The 20920-nt window shown below is 66.6% G+C and carries 23 protein-coding genes and 1 pseudogene; 7 read left to right on the top strand and 17 right to left on the bottom strand.

Going from position 1 to position 20920, the window contains the following annotated elements:
* Nucleotides 1-110: 110 nt before the first annotated feature.
* Together S2M10_RS16675 and S2M10_RS16680 are read right to left on the bottom strand one after the other, a co-directional pair.
* Nucleotides 111-1832 (bottom strand): DEAD/DEAH box helicase, encoded by a 1722-nt coding sequence (locus S2M10_RS16675; protein WP_168847061.1) that lies wholly within the window; start codon nt 1830-1832, stop codon nt 111-113.
* Nucleotides 1833-1901: 69 nt separating this feature from the next.
* Nucleotides 1902-2081 (bottom strand): hypothetical protein, encoded by a 180-nt coding sequence (locus S2M10_RS16680; protein WP_168847021.1) that lies wholly within the window; start codon nt 2079-2081, stop codon nt 1902-1904.
* Nucleotides 2082-2226: 145 nt separating this feature from the next.
* Here S2M10_RS16680 and S2M10_RS16685 point away from each other — a divergent pair, with 145 nt between their 5' ends.
* The 3 genes from S2M10_RS16685 to S2M10_RS16695 all read left to right on the top strand — a co-directional run bounded on the left by S2M10_RS16685 (nt 2227) and on the right by S2M10_RS16695 (nt 5509).
* Complete coding sequence (locus S2M10_RS16685) at nt 2227-2439, top strand: hypothetical protein (RefSeq protein WP_066720093.1); 213 nt, start codon at nt 2227-2229, stop codon at nt 2437-2439.
* 305 nt (nt 2440-2744) lie between these two features.
* Nucleotides 2745-4517, top strand: a complete 1773-nt coding sequence (locus S2M10_RS16690; RefSeq protein WP_168847062.1) for an SLC13 family permease — start codon at nt 2745-2747, stop codon at nt 4515-4517.
* Between the two features lie 14 nt (nt 4518-4531).
* On the top strand, nt 4532-5509 hold the full coding sequence (locus S2M10_RS16695; RefSeq protein WP_168847063.1) for a quinone oxidoreductase: 978 nt from the start codon (nt 4532-4534) through the stop codon (nt 5507-5509).
* A gap of 175 nt (nt 5510-5684) precedes the next feature.
* Here the strand turns inward: S2M10_RS16695 and S2M10_RS16700 are convergent, their stop codons facing one another.
* Nucleotides 5685-6062 carry a hypothetical protein gene (locus tag S2M10_RS16700; RefSeq protein ID WP_348770622.1) on the bottom strand — a complete coding sequence of 126 codons (378 nt, stop codon included), beginning with the start codon at nt 6060-6062 and terminating at the stop codon, nt 5685-5687.
* Nucleotides 6063-6144: 82 nt separating this feature from the next.
* On the opposite strand from S2M10_RS16700, the gene S2M10_RS16705 reads away from it, so the two are divergent.
* On the top strand, nt 6145-7143 hold the full coding sequence (locus S2M10_RS16705) for an adenosine kinase (protein WP_168847065.1): 999 nt from the start codon (nt 6145-6147) through the stop codon (nt 7141-7143).
* A gap of 203 nt (nt 7144-7346) precedes the next feature.
* Here the strand turns inward: S2M10_RS16705 and S2M10_RS16710 are convergent, their stop codons facing one another.
* The 3 genes from S2M10_RS16710 to S2M10_RS16720 form a co-directional block, all read right to left on the bottom strand.
* Nucleotides 7347-8900 (bottom strand): amino acid permease, encoded by a 1554-nt coding sequence (locus S2M10_RS16710; RefSeq protein WP_168847066.1) that lies wholly within the window; start codon nt 8898-8900, stop codon nt 7347-7349.
* A 129-nt stretch (nt 8901-9029) separates the two neighbouring features.
* Nucleotides 9030-9407, bottom strand: a complete 378-nt coding sequence (locus S2M10_RS16715; RefSeq protein ID WP_168847067.1) for a histidine triad nucleotide-binding protein — start codon at nt 9405-9407, stop codon at nt 9030-9032.
* 175 nt (nt 9408-9582) lie between these two features.
* Entirely contained in the window at nt 9583-9900 is a 318-nt protein-coding gene (locus tag S2M10_RS16720) for a phosphoribosyl-ATP diphosphatase (RefSeq protein ID WP_168847068.1), read from the bottom strand.
* A 108-nt stretch (nt 9901-10008) separates the two neighbouring features.
* Between S2M10_RS16720 and S2M10_RS16725 the strand changes: the two genes are divergently transcribed.
* Both S2M10_RS16725 and S2M10_RS16730 read left to right on the top strand, forming a co-directional pair.
* Nucleotides 10009-10410 carry a YbaN family protein gene (locus S2M10_RS16725; protein WP_168847111.1) on the top strand — a complete coding sequence of 134 codons (402 nt, stop codon included), beginning with the start codon at nt 10009-10011 and terminating at the stop codon, nt 10408-10410.
* Nucleotides 10411-10463: 53 nt separating this feature from the next.
* Nucleotides 10464-10787, top strand: a complete 324-nt coding sequence (locus S2M10_RS16730; RefSeq protein WP_168847069.1) for a hypothetical protein — start codon at nt 10464-10466, stop codon at nt 10785-10787.
* A gap of 30 nt (nt 10788-10817) precedes the next feature.
* On the opposite strand, the gene hisF is transcribed toward S2M10_RS16730, so the two are convergent.
* The 5 genes from hisF to hisB form a co-directional block, all read right to left on the bottom strand.
* Nucleotides 10818-11579, bottom strand: coding sequence for an imidazole glycerol phosphate synthase subunit HisF (gene hisF, locus S2M10_RS16735; protein ID WP_168847070.1), 762 nt, complete (start codon nt 11577-11579; stop codon nt 10818-10820).
* Complete coding sequence (hisA, locus tag S2M10_RS16740; protein WP_168847071.1) at nt 11576-12304, bottom strand: 1-(5-phosphoribosyl)-5-[(5-phosphoribosylamino)methylideneamino]imidazole-4-carboxamide isomerase; 729 nt, start codon at nt 12302-12304, stop codon at nt 11576-11578. The genes hisF and hisA overlap by 4 nt, the downstream gene beginning before the upstream one ends.
* 205 nt (nt 12305-12509) lie before the next feature.
* Nucleotides 12510-13112: an imidazole glycerol phosphate synthase subunit HisH gene (hisH, locus tag S2M10_RS16745; protein WP_168847072.1), complete on the bottom strand. Its 603-nt coding sequence runs from the start codon at nt 13110-13112 to the stop codon at nt 12510-12512.
* On the bottom strand, nt 13109-13393 hold the full coding sequence (locus tag S2M10_RS16750) for a YciI family protein (RefSeq protein WP_168847073.1): 285 nt from the start codon (nt 13391-13393) through the stop codon (nt 13109-13111). Before S2M10_RS16750 ends, hisH begins: the two co-directional genes overlap by 4 nt.
* Nucleotides 13393-13980, bottom strand: a complete 588-nt coding sequence (hisB, locus tag S2M10_RS16755; RefSeq protein ID WP_141988612.1) for an imidazoleglycerol-phosphate dehydratase HisB — start codon at nt 13978-13980, stop codon at nt 13393-13395. Before hisB ends, S2M10_RS16750 begins: the two co-directional genes overlap by 1 nt.
* A gap of 71 nt (nt 13981-14051) precedes the next feature.
* On the opposite strand from hisB, the gene S2M10_RS16760 reads away from it, so the two are divergent.
* The gene (locus tag S2M10_RS16760) at nt 14052-14546 is read left to right on the top strand and encodes a ClpXP protease specificity-enhancing factor SspB (RefSeq protein ID WP_168847074.1); all 495 of its coding nucleotides are present in this window, start codon (nt 14052-14054) and stop codon (nt 14544-14546) included.
* 179 nt (nt 14547-14725) lie between these two features.
* Here the strand turns inward: S2M10_RS16760 and S2M10_RS16765 are convergent.
* From S2M10_RS16765 to S2M10_RS16790, 6 genes and pseudogenes are all read right to left on the bottom strand, one after another.
* A pseudogene (locus tag S2M10_RS16765) lies at nt 14726-14896 on the bottom strand (JAB domain-containing protein); the annotation flags it as partial.
* Between the two features lie 97 nt (nt 14897-14993).
* Nucleotides 14994-15224: a helix-turn-helix domain-containing protein gene (locus S2M10_RS16770; RefSeq protein ID WP_168847075.1), complete on the bottom strand. Its 231-nt coding sequence runs from the start codon at nt 15222-15224 to the stop codon at nt 14994-14996.
* A 729-nt stretch (nt 15225-15953) separates the two neighbouring features.
* Nucleotides 15954-17396, bottom strand: a complete 1443-nt coding sequence (gene gabD, locus S2M10_RS16775; RefSeq protein WP_168847076.1) for an NADP-dependent succinate-semialdehyde dehydrogenase — start codon at nt 17394-17396, stop codon at nt 15954-15956.
* Nucleotides 17389-18933 (bottom strand): PucR family transcriptional regulator, encoded by a 1545-nt coding sequence (locus S2M10_RS16780; RefSeq protein WP_211091098.1) that lies wholly within the window; start codon nt 18931-18933, stop codon nt 17389-17391. Before S2M10_RS16780 ends, gabD begins: the two co-directional genes overlap by 8 nt.
* Nucleotides 18934-19070: 137 nt before the next feature.
* Nucleotides 19071-19412, bottom strand: coding sequence for a cupin domain-containing protein (locus S2M10_RS16785; protein WP_168847078.1), 342 nt, complete (start codon nt 19410-19412; stop codon nt 19071-19073).
* A gap of 10 nt (nt 19413-19422) precedes the next feature.
* Complete coding sequence (locus S2M10_RS16790) at nt 19423-20826, bottom strand: FAD-dependent oxidoreductase (protein ID WP_168847079.1); 1404 nt, start codon at nt 20824-20826, stop codon at nt 19423-19425.
* Nucleotides 20827-20920 lie beyond the last annotated feature (94 nt).

Here is a 20920-nt window from a genome sequence, read left to right on the forward strand (position 1 = left end):
AAGAACCTCGGCTTCAGCGCCAATGGATCCCCGCCTTCGCGGGGATGACGACCAACAATCTGTGAGGAGGCCGGCTCCCCCTCCACGTCGGGAAGGGGAGCGTTGTCAGCTCAGCGCCCGCGCGGCGGGCCCTTGCGGAAGCCGCCGGGCTTGCCGTTGGCGTTGCTGCGGTTCGGCGGGCCGCGACGCACCGGGCCGTCGGCGCGCGCGCCGGGCTGGGGCGCATCGGCGGCGCGTTCGATGCGAATGCCGTCATCGTCGTCGCCCGCAGTCCGCGCGAACTTGTCGACTGCTGCCGAGAACTTCGCCGCCAGCGGCGCCGGAATCTGGAAGTGCGTCTCGTTCGCCGCGATGCGGATCGCGCCGACTTCGTTGCGGGTGATGTGCCCGCGGCGGCAGATCAGCGGGAGGATCCAGCGCGGATCGGCGTTCTGGCGACGGCCGATATCCATGCGGAACCACACCGTATCGTCGAAGCCGGGGCGATGCCGCTCCTGCTGCGCGGCGCGGCGTGCTTCCGGCGTCGCCTCGATCAGCTCTTCGGGCTCGGGCAGCTGCGAGCGGTGCGCACGCACCAGCGCGGCGGCGATCTCGGCCGGGGTCTTCTCGGCGAGCAGGCGCTCGGCCAGCGCCACGTCTTCCTCGTCGGTCTCGATCGGCTGGAGCAGGGCGGCGATCAGCCGCTCGCGATCGGCGGCACGAATCTGCTCGGGCGTCGGTGCGTCGATCCATTCGGCCGGGATGCGCGCGCCGTGCAGCATCTGCTCGACGCGGCGGCGGCGCGGATAGGGGACGATGAGCACCGCGGTGCCCTTCTTGCCCGCGCGGCCGGTACGGCCCGAGCGGTGCTGCAGCGTCTCGGCATCGCGCGGCAGTTCGACATGCACCACCAGCGTCAGCGTCGGCAGATCGATGCCGCGTGCGGCGACGTCGGTCGCGACGCAGACGCGGGCGCGACGATCGCGCAGCGCCTGCAGCGCATGGTTGCGCTCGGACTGCGAATGCTCGCCGGACAGCGCCACTGCCGCGAAGCCGCGCTCCATCAGGCTGGCATGGAGATGGCGGACATTGTCGCGGGTCGCGCAGAACAGGATCGCCGTCTCCGCCTCGTGCAGGCGCAGCAGGTTGATCACGACATGCTCGATATCGGCCGGGGCGACGGTCACCGCCTGGTAGCTGATGTCGCCGTGCCCGCGATCGTCGCTCTTGGTGGTGATCTGGAAGGCGTTGCGCTGGTAGCGCTTGGCCAGCGCGACGATCGGGCGCGGCATCGTCGCCGAGAAGAGCAACGTGCGGCGGTCTTCGGGCGTCGCGTCGAGAATCGCTTCCAGCTCTTCGCGGAAGCCCATGTCGAGCATCTCGTCGGCCTCGTCGAGCACCGCGACGCGGAGGCTCGAGAGGTCGAGCGCGCCGCGCTCCAGGTGGTCGCGCAGACGGCCCGGCGTGCCGACGACGATGTGCGCGCCGTGGTTGAGCGTGCGACGCTCCTTGGAGGCGTCCATGCCGCCCACGCAGGTGGCGATGCGCGCGCCGGCCGGGCTGTACAGCCAGATCAGCTCACGGCTGACCTGCAGCGCCAGCTCGCGCGTCGGCGCGATGATGAGGGCGAGCGGCGCGCCGGCGGGCGGCAGCATCTCTTCGCCGGCGAGCAGTTCGGGCGCCATGGCGAGGCCGAAGGCGACCGTCTTGCCCGAGCCCGTCTGGGCGGAAACGATGAGGTCGCGGCCCGCGGCCTGGTCTTCCAGGACGGCGGACTGAACGGGGGTCAGCGTGGAATAGCCACGCTGTTCCAGCGCCTCGGCGAGGCGCGTCGGTAGATTCGAAATAGACATTGAGACCCTAAAAGTTGGGGCTACGCGCGGCGCACCGCAAGCCCGTACGACAGTGGCAGGCGCGCCCCTCTAACCTCGCGCGCGATCGATAAGCCAGACGGCGAGCGTGAGAGCGAGCCCCACCGCCAGTCCGGCCAGCAGCCCCACCGTCGCTTGGCCGCGTAGGGCTCCGGCAACCGCGCCGACGAGAATGCTCGCCGTCAACAGGAAGCCGCCGGCCATCGGCGTGCGCGAAGGGGTGGACTGCATGGTGCCCCTTGCCACGAATCTGCGCGAGGCGCCAGCCTTCCCCATGGTTTCCCGATCGTTCACCAGCCTCGTCCACCGGAGCGGAAGGGAAACGGGCGTATCAGGCTGGCACGGGCTGGGGGCTCGCCCATGTGTTGGAGTAGCAATGGACGTCTATCCCTATCTGAGCGATCGGGACGAAGTGCACGACGCGGCCGATCTGATTCGGCGCTTCGGCCATGCCGCCTGTGGCGAAGCCGCGGCGCGTGCCGAGGCGAGCCGAGATCTCGGCAATGTCGTCCATTTCTGCCGCTGGCGCCAGATCGAACGGCTGGTGGTGCTGCTGTCCGTGCCCAAGGTGCTGGGCACGGTGCATTGAGCGCGGCCTGAGCGTGCAATCCTAAAAGCATATCCTCCCAAGAGGATGGCTATCGCACATGAAGCCGTTGGTCTGCGGCTTCAAAAACCAACGTCATTCCCGCGAAGGCGGGAATCCATTGCCCTGAGCGCTGGGGGAAAGAGCCGCGGCATCAGCGCCAATGGATCTCCGCCTTCGCGGGGATGACGACGTATTTTGGGCACATGCGATCGTCCACCCCCTCGCGGGGGAGGACATGGTTGGCCGCCGGAGCCAACCGCGCATCGCGGCGTTAGCTTCCTCGCACCCCCTTCCGCGAGGTTCGCTTGACCACTCCCCAGATCCTCTCCCTCCTCGTGCTCGGCGGCATGATGCTGCTCTTCATCTGGGGGAAGCTCCGCTACGACATGGTGGCGGTGCTGGCGCTGCTTGCGGCGCTGGCGGTGGGGGTGGTGAAGCCCAAGGAGGCGTTCACCGGCTTTGCCGATGACATCGTCATCATCGTCGCCTCCGCGCTCGTCCTCTCCGCTGCCGTCCAGCGATCGGGCGTGATCGAGCGGGCGATGCTGCTGCTCCAGCGGCGGGTAACGCGGGTGCGCTCGCAATTGCTGCTCTTGAGCGCGAGCGTCGGCTTCGCCTCGGCGCTGGTCAAGAATATCGGCGCACTGGCGATGATGATGCCGGTGGCATTCCAGATGGCCAAGCGCTCCAAGGCCTCGCCCGCCACCTTTCTGATGCCGATGTCGTTCGCCTCGCTGCTCGGCGGGCTGATCACGCTGATCGGCACCTCGCCCAACATCATCGTCAGCCGTGTGCGCGAGGAGATGACCGGGCAGCCCTTCGGCATGTTCGATTATGCGCCGGTGGGGCTGGGGCTGACGCTGGTCGGCCTGGTCTTCCTCCGTTTCGCCTATCGGCTGATCCCGCGCGACCGCCGCGCCGCGCCCACCCTGGGCGAGGCTCTCGACATCGAGGACTATGTCACCGAGGCGGCTGTTCCCGAGGGCTCCGCGGCGGTGGGCGAGACGGTCGCCGAATTCCGCGAGCGCCATGACCATGCCGTGACGGTCACGACGATCCTGCGCGGCGGCATCCGCAGCATGCCGTTCCCGGACAATCGGCTGTGCCCCGAGGATGTGCTGATCCTCACCGGCGCGCCCGACGATCTCGAACGCGTGATCGCCACCGATGCGCTGGTGCTGGAGGGGCAGGATCGCGCCCAGCCCGAAGGCGCCACCGGCGAGGTGGGCGTGATCGAGGCGGTGATCGGCACCGACTCCGCGCTGATCGGCCGCACCGCCGGTCGGCTGGGGCTGCACGAGCGGTTCGGCGTCAACCTGATTGCGGTGTCGCGCCAGGGTGCGCGGCTTTCGGCGCGGCTTGGCGACATCGCCCTGCGCGCGGGCGACGTGATCGTGCTGCAGGGCCCGCTCGACCTTTTGTTCGAGCGGCTGGGCGAGCTCGGCTGCCTGCCGCTCGCCCAGCGCGAGCTGCGGCTGGGCAGCGCGCGCAAGGGGCTGCTGCCGCTGGCCATCCTCGCCGTGGCGATGGCGGCGACCGCGACCGGCTATATCCCCGTCGCGGTCGCGTTCTTCGCGGCGGCGGGGCTCACAATCCTGCTCGGCGCGCTGCCGGTGCGCGAGGCGTACGAGCATATCGAATGGCCGATCCTGGTGATGCTCGGCGCGCTCATCCCGGTCAGCGATTCGCTGCGCACCACCGGCGCCACCAAGATCATCGGCGACAATCTCGGTCATCTCGCCGCAACGCTGCCGCCCTGGGGGGCGGTGGCGCTGATCCTGGCGGCGGCGATGGCGGTGACGCCCTTCCTCAACAACGCCGCGACGGTGCTGGTGATGGCGCCGATCGCCGCCACCTTCGCGGGCGAGCTCGGCTATCGGCCCGAGGCGTTCCTGATGGCGACGGCGGTGGGCGCGGGCTGTGACTTCCTCACCCCGATCGGCCACCAGTGCAACACGCTGGTGATGGGGCCGGGCGGCTACAAGTTCGGCGACTATGCCAGGCTCGGCGCCCCCTTGTCGTTGCTGGTGCTGCTGATAGGCACGCCGCTGATCATGGCCGTGTGGCCGATACATTGAGGGACGGAGTTTCCATGGAACAGAGGATTCGCTTCGAGCAGACCGGTGGCCCCGAGGTGCTGCAATGGGTCGAGGTCGACCTGCCCGAGCCCGGCCCCGGCGAAGTGCGGCTGCGGACGCAAGCGGCCGGGCTCAACTTCATCGACGTGTACCACCGTACCGGCGTCTACCCGGCGCAACTGCCCTCGGGCATCGGCGTCGAGGGCGCGGGGGTGATCGAGGCGGTGGGCGAAGGCGTCACCGGCTTCGCGGTGGGCGACCGCGCGGCGACCTTCGGGCCGGCGCTCGGTTCCTATGCCACCGCGCGCAACCTCAAGGCGGACACCCTGTTCAAGCTGCCCGAGCAGATCGACAGCGAGACCGCGGCGGCGGTGCTGCTCAAGGGCTGCACGGTCGAGTTCATGGTCGAGCGCGCGGCGAAGGTGCAGCCGGGCTGGACCGTGCTGGTCCATAGCGCCGCTGGCGGCGTCGGGCAGATCGCGGTCGGCTGGCTCAAGGGCCTCGGCGCGACGGTGATCGGCACCGTCGGCCACGAAGCCAAGGTGGAGAAGGCGAAGGCGGTCGGCTGCGACCATGTGCTGCTGTCGCGCGGGCAGGAGGATGTCGCCGCACGGGTGCGCGAGATCACCGGCGGCGAAGGCGTGCCGGTGGTGTTCGACGGGATCGGCAAGGCGACCTGGGAAGCATCGCTGGGATCGGCGGCGCGGCGCGGGCTGATCCTCAGCTATGGCAATGCCAGCGGCTCGGTGGAAGGCGTGAAGCTCGCCACGCTCAACCAGCATGGCTCGCTGTTCGTCACCCGGCCCAAGCTGTTCGATTATTATGTCACGCAGGAGGAGCGGCAGGCGGGGGCGGCGCGGCTGTTCGCGATGCTGGAGAAGGGCGCGGTGAAGCCGGAGATCGGCCAGCGGTTCGCGATCAAGGACGCGGCAGAAGCACACCGCGCGATCGAAGGCGGGCAGACCACGGGGTCGACGATCCTGCTGCCGTAGGATTGGAGGTCAGCAAGCGGAGAGAGTACGTCGCCCTCTCAAGAACAGTGTCATCCCCGCGAAGGCGGGGATCCATTGGCGCTGATGCTGCGGCTCTTTCCCCCGGACGTACAGGCGAATGGATTCCCGCCTTCGCGGGAATGACGATGGTTTCGTGTGGGGGGATGACTGCCCCCTACTTCCGCTTCCCCAGCGCCGCGACGCAGCTCGCCTGGTCGAGCGGGCTGCCGTTGCGCTGGCGCGCGTCCACCCAGGTCACCGCCGCCGCGCCATTTCCGCGCTCGGGCGGGTACAGATAGGCGTCGAGCACGCAGATCGGCCCGACGAACTGCAGCTTGCGGCCCTTGCCTTCGGTCACGTCGAGCCGCGGCTGGCCGAACCGGGCGAGCAGCTGCGGCGCGGTGAGCCCGCGGATCGGGGCGAGGTTCGCGGGCTGCTCGGGCATGCGGCCCGGCACCGGCAGCGGCGCCGCCGGCCGCGCGGCGGGCACCGTGCCCGAACAGGCGGCGAGCAACAGCGCGGCGAGCGGCACCGACGGCTTGGCAATACGCATGGCGTTCAAACGGTTTTCCCTCGGTTGCACTTGCACCTGCCTCTCTCTAGGGCGACGCCCATTACAATTGGAGCCCTGAACCTTGACCAACCCCAGCTTTGACGTGGTCGCGATCGGCAACGCGATCGTCGACATCCTCGCCCAGGCCGACGACGCCTTCATCGAATCGATCGGCGTGCCGAAGGGCTCGATGCAGCTGATGTTCTCGCCCGAAGAGGCCGATGCGCTCTACGCCAAGATGGGCCCGGGCCGCGAGGTTTCCGGTGGTTCGGCGGCGAACACCGTGGCGGGCATCGCCGCGCTGGGCGGCAAGGCCGCGTTCATCGGCCAGGTGGCGGACGACCAGATCGGCGAAGTCTTCGCGCACGACATCCGCGCCGCCGGCGTCCATTTCGACACCGCCGCCCGCCCCGGCCAGCCGACCTCGGCGCGCTGCCTGATCTTCGTGACGCCGGACGGCCAGCGCACGATGAACACCTTCCTCGGCGCCTCGCAGTTCCTGCCCGCCGCCGCGCTCGACGAGCAGCTGATCGCGAACGGCGCGATCCTCTATCTCGAAGGCTATCTCTGGGATCCGGAAGAGCCGCGCGCCGCGATGCGCAAGGCGATTCAGATCGCCCGCGCCGCCGGCCGCAAGGTGGCCTTCACCCTCTCCGACGTGTTCTGCATCTCGCGCCACGGCGACGATTTCCGCAAGCTGATCGAGGACGGGCTGATCGACATCCTGTTCGCCAACGAGGCCGAACTGCTCGCTTTGTGCGCGCATGCGGACTTTGAGGCGGCGGTGCAGCACATCCATGGCAAGGTGCCGCTACTCGTCGTCACCCGCAGCGAGAAGGGGGCGATGGCGCTCCAGGGCGACGAGCGGGTGGAAGTGCCCGCCGAACCGATCGCGGCGCTGGTCGACACCACCGGCGCGGGCGACATGTTCGCCGCCGGCTTCCTGCACGGCCAGGCCCAGGGCAAGGGGCTGAAGGAATCGCTCCAGCTCGGCGCGATCTGCGCGGCGGAGATCATCCAGCATTATGGCGCGCGTGCCGAGAAGGACCTGAAGGCGCTCGCCGCCGCGAAGCTGGGCTGAGCGGCTTCGGTCACCCTCTCCCTCCCACCGCCTGCGGCGGCGGGCCCCTCCCTCTCCCAAAGGGAGAGGGCCAAGAATCCCTCTCCCTTTGGGAGAGGGAGGGAGGCGCGAAGCGCCGGAAGGGTGAGGGTGACGATACCCAAAGAAGAAGGGCCGGAGGATCGCGCCTCCGGCCCTTTCCTTTTGTCCGCCCGATCCGAAGATCAGGCGTCCTTGTAGCCCGGCGTATGCGCGTCGCCGATCGGCGGCACCGGCTGGGGCGGGGCGTCGGCATCGGCTTCGGGCACCTCGACCAGCCCGCGGCCGACATGGCTGCGCGAACGGCTATAGGCATAATAGACCACCAGGCCCACCGCCGCCCAGCCGAAGAACAGCCCGATCGTCGGGCCGGAAAGGCTGAAGAACAGATAGACGCAGCCCGCGATCGCGATCGGCGCGGTCACCATGATCGCCGGGGTGCGGAACGGGCGGTGGCGGGTGGGATCCGTCCGGCGCAGCACGATCACCGCGATCGACACCGCGGCGAAGGCGAACAGCGTGCCCGAGTTCGACACGTCCGCCAGCAGGCCGACGGGGAAGAACGCCGCGAACAGCGACACGAACACCCCGGTCAGGATGGTGATGACGTGCGGGGTGTGGAACTTCGGGTGCACGCGCGAGAAGAATTCGGGCAGCAGCCCGTCGCGGCTCATCACGAAGAAGATGCGGGTCTGGCCGAACATCATCATCAGGATGACCGAGGGCAGCGCGATGATCGCCGCCGCACCCACCAGCCAGCCGAGGAACGGATGGCCGATCGAGCGCAGCGTCCAGGCCAGCGCTTCCTTCGAGCAGACCACCGCCTGTTCGGTCAGCGCCGAGCAGGCCTGCGACAGCGCGGGCGTGCCAGGCGAGAGCACTGCGCCGCCCGGGCCATAGACCGGCTGGGCGCCCACGGTGCCGATCACGCCGGCGGCGACGAGCATGTAGAAGATGGTGCAGATCGCCAGGCTGCCGATCAGCCCGATCGGCATGTTGCGCTGCGGGTTCTTGGTCTCTTCAGCGGCGGTCGAGACGGCGTCGAAGCCGACATAGGCGAAGAAGATCGAGGCGGCCGCCCCCGAAATGCCGGCGAAGCCCAGCGGCGCGAACGGCGTGAACTGGCCGGTCTTGAGCACCGGCAGGGTGACGACCACGAACATCGCCAGCGCGAGGATCTTGATGCCGACCAGCACCGCGTTGACCGAGGCGCTTTCCTTGGTGCCCTTGACCAGCAGCGCGGTGACGACGGCGGCGACCGCCATCGCCGGCAGGTTGATCATGCCGCCGTCGAACGGCCCGCGGATCAGCGCCAGCGGCACCTCGATGCCGAAATTATTCTGGACGAAGCCCATCATATAGCCGGACCAGCCGACCGACACGGCGCCCGCCGCGATCGCATATTCGAGGATCAGCGCCCAGCCGACCATCCAGGCGACCAGCTCGCCCATCACGGCGTAGCTATAGGTATAGGCCGAGCCCGATACCGGCACCATCGCCGCCATCTCGGCATAGCAGAGCGCCGCGACGGCGCAGACGAAGCCGGCGATGACGAACGAGATCATCATGCCCGGCCCGGCCTTCTGCGCCGCTTCGGCGGTGAGCACGAAGATGCCGGTGCCGATCACCGCGCCGATGCCGAGCATGGTCAGCTGGAAGGCGCCCAGCGAACGGTGGAGCGATTTCTTTTCGGCTGTCGCGAGAATGGCATCGAGAGGCTTTACGCGCCCGAATATCATTTCCTTGTCCCCTATGCGGCGAGCGTCGCGCCGCCCCCAAATTGGTAAAGCCGCGAGCCTAGCCCCAAACGCGGCCCGCGCAATCCCTTACCGCGTGCCAGGGCGAAACATTGTTGCGTGTTCGCGCAATCAGCGCGCGAGCATCGGCCCCAGCGGCTGCCCCGCGAAGATATGGACGTGGAGGTGCGGCACCTCCTGCCCGGCATCGAGGCCGGTATTGGCGAGCAGCCGGTAGCCGGGTTCGACGAACCCCGCCGCGCGGGCGACGGTGCCGACGGCGCGGACGAACCCGGCGATCTCCGCCTCGGAGGCGCGGGCCGAGAAATCGTCCCAGCTGACATAGGCGCCCTTGGGGATCACCAGGATATGGTGCGGCGCCTGGGGCGCGATGTCGTGGAACGCGAGGGCATGTTCGTCCTCGTAGACCTTCTTGGCGGGAATTTCGCCGCGCAGGATCTTCGCGAAGATATTCTGGTCGTCATAGGGCTGGGTAGGGTCGATCGGCATTGGTGGGCTCCGTTACTTAGATCCTCCCCGGAACGGGGAGGGGGACCATTCGCGCAGCGAATGGTGGAGGGGGCGTGCGGCAAGCGACTCCGGTGCGGAGGCTCCCCTCCACCACGCGGCTGTGCCGCGCGGTCCCCCTCCCCGTGCCGGGGAGGAATGAAGAGAGCCGCTGCGTTCACGCCCCCCGAGCCGCCTTTTCGGCAATCCCGGACACGCCCTCGCGCCGCGCCAGCTCGGCGCGGACGTCGTCGAGGCTCAGCCCCATGTCCGCCAGCAGCACGAGCAGGTGAAAGAGCAGGTCCGCCGATTCCTTCACGATCTCCGCGCGATCGTCCTGGATCGCGGCGATCACCGCCTCGGTGGCTTCCTCGCCCAGCTTCTGCGCGATCTTGGCGCGGCCGCGGGCGGTGAGCTTGGCGACATAGCTGGTCGCGGGATCGCCGGTGCGGCGGTCGCGGATGGTCTGTTCGAGCGTGTCGAGAAGGTCGGCCATGGTCTCCGGCTGCGGGAGCCGTGCGGCGCTGTCAATCCTGGGGCGCGGGATTGCGGGGCTTCCCCTATGGTGATTGCGAGCGATTCGCGGCAGCAGGGCAGGATGACGATGGTGCAGGAACGCGAATCGGGGGCAGGGCAGGGGCGGCTGTCGCGACCCTTATGGCTGGTGCTGGGCTTCGTGTTCGTCGCGCTCGGCTTCATCGGCGCGCTGCTGCCGCTGATGCCGACGACGATCTTCCTGATCCTCGCCGCCGGCTGCTTCGCCCGCTCCTCGCCGCGGCTGGAGGCCTGGCTGCTCGACCATCCGCGATTCGGCCCGACGCTGGTCGCGTGGCGCCAACAGAGCGCGATCCCGCGCAAGGGCAAGGCGATGGCGTGTGCGGGCATGGCGCTCGGCTACGGCCTGTTCGCCTGGGGCGCGCGGCCGGGGCCGTGGCTGGCGGTCGGCGTGGCGGCGGCGATGCTGGGGTGTGCGTGGTATGTGCTGAGCCGGCCGACGGCGGTGTAGAGCCCTTAGATCGGGGCCATTGCCTCGCGATCATGCGGCGCTAGGCTGCAGCTATGGAGATGGACGAACTACAAAGCCGCTTGGCAGTCATCCTCGATCTCGAAGAACAAGAACGACCCGATTGGGGCGAGATCGAGCGGCTCTCCAGTGAGCTTCAACGCGAACTGCCGATCGATGCAACGCCAGAGGCCGTCCACCACTACCTCGATGATGCGGACATTCGCGCGCGGGACGAGCCGTACGCGACGCGCCAAAAGAAGGATGTGCGCCGCTTCATTGAGTCAGGCGAATTCGATGATGGCACACCGATCCCGTGGTGGGGCTGTGCACTGGTACTTCTGCTCGGAGCAGGGCTTGTTAAGTGGCTGGTGGGGTAGGTGTTTATCGGTCCAGTTAGAGCCGTCTACCTACCCCCTCACCGGAATGCCCGCCGCCGCCAGCGCGGCATGAGCCTCGGCGATCGTCGCCTGGCCGAAATGGAAGATCGACGCCGCCAGCACCGCCGAGGCATGGCCGTCGCGAATTCCCGCCACCAGGTCCTCCAGCCCGCCGACGCCGCCCGAGGCGACCACCGGCACCGTCACCTGGTCGGCGATGGTGCGGATCAGGTCGAGGTCATAGCCGTCGCGGGTGCCGTCGCGGTCCATCGAGGTGACGAGCAGCTCGCCCGCGCCCAGTTCGGCGAGGCGGAGCGCGTGCTCCACCGCGTCGATGCCGGTTTCGCGGCGGCCGCCATGGGTGAACACCTCCCAGCGCCCGTCGCCGGTCCGCCGCGCGTCGACCGAGGCGACGACGCACTGGCTGCCCATCCGGTCGGCAATCTCGGCGACCACTTCCGGCCGCGACACCGCCGCGCTGTTCACCGCGACCTTGTCCGCGCCCGCCAGCAGCAGCGCGCGGGCATCCTCGACGCTGCGCACGCCGCCGCCGACGGTGAGCGGCATGAAGCACACCTCGGCGGTGCGGCGCACCACGTCGAGGATCGTGCCGCGCGCCTCGTGGCTGGCGGTGATGTCGAGGAAGCAGAGCTCGTCGGCGCCCGCCGCGTCATAGGCGCGGGCCTGCTCGACCGGATCGCCGGCGTCGCGCAGCTCGACGAAGTTGACGCCCTTGACGACGCGGCCGTTCGCCACGTCGAGACAGGGGATCACGCGGGCGCGGACGGTCATCGCCCGGCCTCGATCGCCTCGGCCAGGTCGAGCCGGCCGTCATAGAGCGCGCGGCCCGAGATCACGCCTTCGATGCCGTCTTCCACATGGCCGCGCAGGGCATGGATGTCGTGGATGTCGGTGACGCCGCCGCTGGCGATGACCGGGATCGACACGGCGCGGGCGAGCGCCACGGTCGCCTCGACGTTACACCCCTTAAGCAGCCCGTCGCGGCCGACATCGGTGAAGAGCAGCGCGGCGACGCCGGCATCCTCGAAGCGGCGGGCGAGATCGACCACGCTGACGTCCGACACGTCGGCCCAGCCATGCGTCGCGACCATGCCGTCGCGGGCGTCCACGGCGACGACGATCTGGCCGGGATGCGCGCGGGCGGCTTCGCGGACGAGATCGGGGTTCTCAAGCGCGGTGGTGCCGATCACGACGCGAGTGACGCCCATGTCGAGCCAGCGGCGGATCGATTCGTGGTTCCGGATGCCGCCGCCGAGCTGCACCTTGGCAGGCGTCCTGGCGAGGATGTTGGCGACCGCGAGGCCGTTGACCGATTCGCCCGCGAATGCGCCGTCGAGGTCGACGACGTGGAGCCACTCGGCGCCGGCCTCCGCGAACAGCGCGGCCTGGGCGGCCGGGTCGTCGCCGTACACGGTGGCGCGCGCCATGTCGCCTTCGGCGAGGCGAACGACCTGGCCGGCCTTGAGATCGATGGCGGGGAAGATGTGCAGAGTCATTGGTTCTTCCAAACTGCCTCCCCCCTTGCGGGGGAGGCCGCGAGACTTGGGGAGCGAAGCGAGCCTAGTCGCAGCGGGAGAGGGGGAGCGCTTGCATGGCAAGCGCGCGCGGCTGCGCCGCGCTCACCCTCTCCAACCTTCGCTAGGCGCTGAAGCGCCAAGCTACGGTATCCTCCCCCGTCAAGGGGGAGGAGGGGCAATGCGCTCACGGCTTCCACGCCAGGAATCGTTCGAGCAGCGCGATGCCGTAGCGCTGGCTCTTTTCCGGGTGGAACTGCAGGCCGACGATATTGTCGCGGCCGATCGCGGCGGTCACCGGGCCGCCATGTTCGGTGGTGGCGAGCACCGCCTCGCCATTGAAGGCGAAGCTGTGGAGGAAATAGGCCTCGCCGCGCTCGATCAGCGGATGATCGACCGTCGGGACCACGTCGTTCCAGCCCATATGCGGGACGCGCAGCTCGGGGCTCGCGGGGATCTGGCGGACTGTGCCCGGGATCCAGCCGAGCCCGGCATGGCTGCCCAGCTCTTCGCCGGTCGTCGCGAGCAGCTGCATGCCGACGCATACGCCGAGGAAGGGCACTGCGTCGCGCAGCACCCGCGTCTCCAGCGCCTCGATCATGCCGGGCAGCGCCCGCAGGCCCGAGGCGCAGGCGCCGAACGCGCCCACGCCGGGCAGCACCACGCGGTCGGCGCTCAGCACCACTGCCGGGTCCGCCGTCACCGCGATATCGGCGGCACCCGCCGCCTTCAGCGCATTGTGCACCGAGTGGAGGTTGCCCGCGCCGTAATCGATCAGCGCGACCGTCACTGGCCGAGCGCTTCCAGCCCCGGCGCGAGGATGCTGGGCGCGACTTCGACGAATTCATATTCGGCGGCGCCCGCCGTGGCGAAGGGATCGCCCGCGGCCCAGGCCTGCACCTCGTCCAGCGAGCCGCGCGCCATGAAGAAGCCGCCGGTCACCGGCACCTTGCGGCCCGCGACCAGCAGGCGGCCGTCGGCGACGCCCTGCTTGAGCCATTCGACATGCGCGGGGCGCAGTGCGTCGATCTGGGCGATGTCCACCTTGTAGGTCAGCAGCACGAGGATCATCACAGCACTCCCTTGGTCGACGGGATGGCATCCGCCTTGCGCGGATCGATCTCCACCGCCTCGCGCAGCGCGCGGGCCAGGCCCTTGAATGCGGCTTCGGCGATATGGTGGTTGTTGCTGCCGTACAAAGTCTCGACGTGCAGCGTCAGCCCTGCGGTCTGGGCGAAGCTGTGGAACCAGTGCTCGAACATCTCGGTGTCCATCTCGCCGAGCTTCTTCTGGCTGAATTCGGTCTTCCACACGAGGTACGGCCGGCCCGAAATATCGATCGCGACGCGGGTCAGTGTCTCGTCCATCGGCGACAGCGCATCGGCGTAGCGGCGGATGCCCTTCTTGTCGCCCAGCGCCTTGGCGATCGCCTCGCCGATCGCGAGCCCGGTATCCTCCACCGTGTGGTGCTGGTCGATATGGAGGTCGCCCACGGTCTTGATGTCCATGTCGATCAGCGAGTGTCGGCTCAGCTGCTCGAGCATGTGATCGAAGAATCCGATGCCCGTATGGATGGTATAGACGCCGGTGCCGTCGAGGTTGACGGTGACGTCGATCGAGGTTTCGCTGGTCTTCCGGCTGATCGTCGCGGTGCGCATGGAGGTGCACATAACGCTGCCAGCGTCGCATGCAATCTTGACCGTAATTTTCCAGCCGCTACCCAAGGGGCATGAATGCCTCCGTGCCCGATAGTTTGATTCCGTATGACGAGATCGTGCAGGAAGCCCTGCGCGCCGTGGTGGGCCGCGTGCTCGGATCGGTGGCGCAGACCGGCGGCCTGCCGGGCACGCATCATTTCTACATCACCTTCAAGACGCAGGCGCCGGGAGTCGACATCCCGCAGCGGCTGATGGAACGGTTCCCGGACGAGATGACCATCGTCCTTCAGCACCGCTTCTGGGACCTGACGGTGGACGACCGGAAATTCTCGGTGGGGCTCAGCTTCAACCAGATCCCGTCGATCCTGACGATCCCGTTCGCGGCGATCACCGGCTTCCATGATCCGGCGGTCAATTTCGAGCTGCGCTTCCAGGCGAGCGAAGGCCCCGAGGGCCCCGAGCCGCACGAGCACGATGATGCCGAAAATGACGGCGACGGCCCGATGGCCAAGCCCGCCGAGGACGGCTCGAACGTCGTGTCGGTGGACTTCAAGCGGAAGAAGTAAGGGGCGGAAGCCCATAGCGTTTCCTCCCCCGCCAGGGGGAGGTGGCGCGCGTCAGCGCGACGGAGGGGGAGGATGCCAGAACCTCTCAGGCCGTCGTGCTTCCTCCCCCTCCGAGCCGCTGCGCGGCCCACCTCCCCCTGGCGGGGGAGGAAACGCTCTTTCCGGCCTCCCTAAATTCCCTAAATCAGCCCCTTCGCCCTTAGGCTGGCATGGCCTTTGCTGCCGATGATGATATGGTCGTGCACCAGAATCCCGAGCGGCCTGCCGGCCTCGATGATCTTGTGCGTGACTTCGATATCGGCGCGGCTGGGGCTCGGGTCGCCCGAGGGGTGGTTGTGGATAATCCTTGCCATCTCGGCAATGTATTGAAAAATATCAATAATATTACGATCAGTCCAAAACTGGAGCCGTTAATTGGGATCGGTATAGAGCGATCGATTCTCATCGTCACACTCGATCATCCGGCGGCACGATCAGTCCCTGCGGCGCACGGCAAATCACCGTATTCCTTTTGTCCCAAGCATCAAGTTCCTCGACGGGATAGAGAATGGTCCTCCCGATCTTCAGGAATGCCGGCCCATATCTCTTGAGTCTCCAGTTGCGAAGCGTGCCGACCGAGACAGCATCCCGGTAGCGTTCGGCCACTTCTTCAGGCGTAAGAAATTTCCCTTCGGTCATTGTCAGCTCCTGTCGGCAGCCCCCGTAAAGTTCGTATCCAGAGCGGGGGATCTTAGTTGTAGTGCCGAGGTTACTCCTGCTCGACACCTTGCAGATCACGGAGATGAAAACCGGCTCACGGTCCTGCATGTGCGTACATTGCGGCTCGTTCTCGCGCATGGGAAGCGGAGAAGAGGAGGAGTAGGGAGAACGGATAGTGTGGGCTATACATGGGAGGGTGGTGCTTACTACTGTGAGCCGGCGGTCTCAATCAGATGCCAGGAACCCGCTGACGGCCGAACCAACGTTAAAGCACTCGACGCCCGCCAACCCAAATTCCGAACAACAGGTAGCCCGTCGATCTCCACGACCCCGGATCAGATCGGACCCGCGCTTTTGGCAATTCGCCCTCGGTCTGCGAGGCCGAACAACACAGCCGGGTTTTCTTACTGCACAGGGCTGTGGCCGCAGGCAAGGGGAGGGGGAAGGGCGAACGTGTCAACCGCCTAATATTGTGTAAAGGCTGGCGGGGATGCAGTCCGAACACAATTCGTCGACCATGTCGCATCCGACCAAATCACCAACCGACAAATTGCCAAGCGCGCGCTACATGGCGAACTGCGCACGATCCTCGACCGGACGGAGCGTCAAGCTATTGGAAAGAATTCCAAAATAACAAAGTCCACGGATTCGTCGGTCTTAATGATTGCGGAAGCCTAAACAGCATCGCACTATAGCGGCGGCTTTCATCTACAGGGCAACATTCAGGTATTTGATTTCGAGGTAATCCTCAATTCCGTATCGGGAACCTTCGCGCCCGAGGCCAGAGGACTTCATGCCGCCGAAGGGCGCGACCTCGGTGGAAATCGCCCCTGAATTGATACCGACCATGCCATATTCCAGCGCCTCGGCGACGCGGAAGATGCGGCCCAGATCGCGGGTGTAGAAATAGGCGGCCAGGCCGAATTCCGTATCGTTCGCATATCCCACCGCCTCGGCTTCGTCGGTGAAGCGAAACAGTGGCGCCAGTGGGCCGAATGTCTCCTCACGCGCAACCAGGGCGTCGCGGGGTACGTCTGTCAGGACAGTCGGCTGGAAGAACGTGCCTCCCAGTGAATGCGGCTTGCCGCCGGTGAGGATTTTTGCACCCTTTCCGACCGCATCCTCGATGTGCGACTGGATCTTGCGCACAGCCGCGGCATCGATCAGCGGCCCCATCGTGACACCATCCTGCAAACCGTCGCCAAGCCGGAACGCCTCGACCGCCGCTGCCAGCTTTTCGGCGAAGGCGTCGTAAACCTTGTCATGGACGTAAAGACGATTGGCGCAAACGCAGGTTTGTCCATTGTTGCGGTACTTCGATGCCAGCGCGCCTTCGACGGCCGCATCAAGATCGGCATCCTCGAAGACGATGAAGGGGGCATTGCCGCCAAGCTCCAGCGACAGTTTCTTGATGTCTTGGGCGCATTGCGCCATCAGCAGTCGGCCGACTTGGGTCGAGCCAGTGAAGCTCAGCTTGCGCACGACCGGATTGCCGGTCAACTCGCCGCCGATCTCGGTCGCAGAACCCGTGACGACGTTGAATACTCCGGGCGGTATCCCCGCGCGTTCGGCAAGATCGGCCAGCGCCAACGCGGAAAACGGTGTTTGCGGGGCCGGTTTCAGAACCATGGTGCAGCCCGCCGCAAGGGCCGGAGCGGCCTTCCGCGTCACCATGGCCGAAGGGAAGTTCCAAGGCGTGATCGCCGCCGTCACCCCGATGGGCTGCTTGAGCACCAGGATACGCTTCTCCGCCTGCGGCGAAGGAATGACGTCGCCATAGACCCGCTTGGACTCTTCGGCGAACCATTCGACGAAGGAGGCGGCATAAAGGATCTCGCTGCGCGCTTCTGCCAGCGGCTTGCCCTGTTCCAGCACCATCAGATAGGCCAGTTCATCCTGATTCTGAATGATGAGGTTGAACCATTCGCGTAGTCGGGCGGCACGATCCTTGGCCGTCAGCGCGCGCCAGGGGCCAAGCGCCCGCTCGGCGGCCTCAATGGCCTGCCGGGTTTCCTTCGCTCCCATCAGCGGCGCCGTGCCGATCAGCTCGCCATTGGCCGGGTTGTGGATCGGCTGGGTCTGCCCATCAAGGGCATCGACCCAGCGGCCATCGATATGGGCTTGTTGCCGCAACAGGGCAGGCTTACGCATCGTCGGAAATCCTTTTCGTTGCGCCGGATCGACCGGCGTTATTTACCGTTTTCCGGCCCGCGATCTGGGGCAGGTTGAGTATTTCGGCCGCCTGAAGAGCCAGCCACAGTGCCGTCACATCCGCCGTGTTGTTGAGCGAACGTCCGGTAAGGCCCTCGATGCGGCGGATGCGATAGGTCAGGCTGGTCTTATGGATGTGCAGCTTTCCGGCGGTGGACTGCCAGGACCTGTTCTGTTCGAGAAAGATCTTCAGCGTATAGAGCAGCGAGGCACGGGATTCCTCGTCATGCTCGGCCACACTGCCCAGCACTCGGCGGAAGGTTTCTCGCGCCTCGTCCAGGTTCTGCGGCAGCCACGGCAACTTGTCGGCCACCTGCGCGTAGAACACCGTCGGCTGGCCCGGATCGGCATGCGCGACGGCAAGACGCGCCTCGCGCAAGGCTTCCGAAAACCGCTCGAAATAGGCGATCTGGTCACTCAGCCCCATCCTGGCATCCAGAATGGCCTCTACGGATGAAACCGAGCCGGACGGCAGCAGCAGTAGAAGCTCTTCGCCTTGCGGGGACAGCAAGACCGGCGCATCCGAGTGCTCGAACAGCATGGCCCAGTCCGACAATGAGAGCCCGCCGCGCCGCGCCACCGCCAGATGCGCGGTTTCCAGATGGATGCCGAATTGCGCCATACGTTTGACCGCCTGCTGGCGGGCCAGGCGAAGATGCTGCAAATCGTCCAGCAGTTCCGAGCCGATATGGACGGCGCGCTCCTTTTCGACATGCAACCGCTCAAGGGCGATACCGAAAACCGCCGCTATGTGGTGCAGCAGACCGTAATCGAGGAAATCACGCCCGCTGCGCCGTGCCAGCAGAACGCATTTGCGGCGTGAAGGAATGACAATGCCGAGAACTTCTCCATCTTGGAGCGCGTATCGGCGCACCATCGGCTGGGAATCCGCGGCATCCGGTTTTTGATTGTGCAGGGCTTCGCGAAGCCTTTCGGGCAAATTGACGTTCTTCGGCAACCACGGCCGCTGCGTTTGAGGATCCCAGAGCACCAGACCGGCCTGCGCATCCTCTTCCAGACGGCGCAGGAGCACGTCCAGATCGATCCCTTCGATGGCAAGGCGGGCGCTGACGTAAATCCTGGCGATGGCGTTGCGCCGCTCGATCTCCTCCGTGCGGGTCGCATCGACGATTGCCTTCGTCACGCTTGCGAAGGGAACGCCGTAATGCGTCATCAGGACGGGAAAGCCCAGTCGCTCCGCAGTTTCCTGCAATGCGTGCAAATCGCCGGGAGCCTGCATGTTCTCACCGATCATCATGCCCGCCAACCCTGCCTGCGCCAGCGCTTCCACATACTGCTCCTGCGCAACGGGATCGTTCGGAATGCCGATCCCCGTCGTCATCAGCAGATCGCCTTCTCCCAGCCATTCCGTCGGATTGGGCAATTCACAGACATGCGCCCAGCGAACCATCCGTTCCGTTGCCGCGCCGCCGGTCAGTAAACGGGTGCGCAATTCCGGCATGTTGATGATGTCCATGATCCGTAGAGGCATTGAACGGTCCTGCAAGTGAGTTGAGACGGCTTGCGCGACTGTACGCCGGGACTGGCGAAAATACAGAGGCGCCGTTTCTGCCGTCAGCCCCATACCCTCTTGCGGTCGCTTCCCGCAGCCTCTCAGCCCAGAATCAGATAGGCCTTGCGAACGGTGTTTCGGATTTCCCATTCTCCCTGCGCGTTGGCAGGGAAATAGATCGAATCTCCGGCGCGGAACTCGACGGTCTGGCCGTCATCGGGGGTAAAGCTGCCCTCACCCTCGATGAAGTAGCTGTATTCGGCCTGGGCGACCTGACGGCGGAAACGGCCGGGCGTAGATTCCCAGATACCGGCGTTGCCGGCAGGGGTTTCCGTAATGCCGGCGATGCGTGTCATTGCGATCTGCTCGCTGGTCGGAGCGCCCACGGGGGCTGGTGCGCTGAAGGCGCTTTCGTCTTCGATGCGGATCAGGACAGGCGCCATGATGAACTCCTCAAGATTTGTCTTCGAGACCGGAAGGGGCGAGACGGGCAAGCAGCTTGTCGAACAGCGCCGGAGGCTTGCTCTGCAACTCGGCCCTTTCCTTGCGCAGGACGGCATTACGCACCATCCTGCCGCCCAGATAGCGGAAGGGTTCGGGCGGGAAGCCCTTGCATGCCCTGCCGACGAGGGAACAGCGGCTCCATTCGTCATCGCGGCCAAGCGCAAGGCCGGCGAGGATACGCCCTCCCAGGCGGCTTGGACCGACGCCATTGCCGCTCCAGCCGATGCCATAGAAAAGATTGGGCTGGCCACCCAGCCTACCGAATACCGGCAGGCTGTCATAGGTGCGGTCGACGGGGCCGGACCAACTGTCGGCGACCACGTTCCCGTCCAGATCCGGATAGGTCGAGAAGAGATCGGCGCTGGTCAGCGCGATGCTGTCGGCGTCCTCGCTGAACACCCCATTGATTTCCGAGCGATAGGCGATCGCGCCCGTGCCCTTTCCAAAGGCGATGCGCCCGTCACGCGTGGTGCGGTAGTAATCCACGAGCAACTGGGAGTCGGTGATGGATTCACCGCCGGTCCAGCCGATCTCGTCGAACTGATCGCCCAGCGGCCGGGTCACCACGATGGAACTGTTGACCGGCGTGATGAGGCGCAAAAGCTCCGGAAGCACCGCCGACCAGGCATTGGTCGCCAGCACAACCCTATCTGCCGCCAGCGCACCTGCCCGGCTGATGAGCTTCGCCGGCGTGCCCGGCTCGATGCGTTCGACGGCACTCTGTTCGTGAATGACGACGCCCGCCTCAAGCGCCACGCGACGCATGCCCTGAACCAGCGCATAGGGCTGCACGGTGGCGTTGGAGGCTTCGAACACGCCGCCAAGATGCACGGGCGAGCCGGTGCGGCGGCGCACCTCTTCGGGCGAAAGGCGCTCGAACGGGCGGACGCCCAGCTTCTCGCAGGCTTGCAACGTACCGTTCCACGAATCCACATGGGCGGGCGTGGTCGCCGTCCACAGCCAGCCCTTCTGCACGAAATGGGCGTCGATTCCGTGCTGATTGCAGAATTCGCCGAGCTCCGAAATGGCCACCTCGGCGCTTCGCCCCAGAAACAGCGCCTCCTCGACGGTGCAGAAGGAGCGGATGGTGCCGATCTTCGGCCACCAAGACATGACGAAACCGCCATTGCGACCGGACGCTCCGCCACCGCAAACATCCTGTTCCAGCAGCACGACCCGGCAATCCGGTTCGTGCTGCTTGATGGTTAGGGCGGTCCACAGGCCGACGAAGCCGCCGCCGATGATCGCGACGTCAGCGCGGCTCTCGCCCACCAGCGGCGGGCAAGGCTCGGACGATACCATCGAGTCCTGCCAGTAGCTGCGCTTGAGCGGCTTTGAAATGCGGAATTTCATGGTCTTTCCCTGTCGTTCGGCCGGCCTGCCGACGCAAATCCGGCGCGGGCGCGGCACAAGTCCTGTCCGTTGGTGCAGCCCGTTTCCGGGCCAC

The organism is Sphingomonas sp. S2M10 (assembly GCF_012650175.1).
In the GTDB taxonomy this organism is placed as follows: Bacteria; Pseudomonadota; Alphaproteobacteria; order Sphingomonadales; family Sphingomonadaceae; genus Sphingomonas.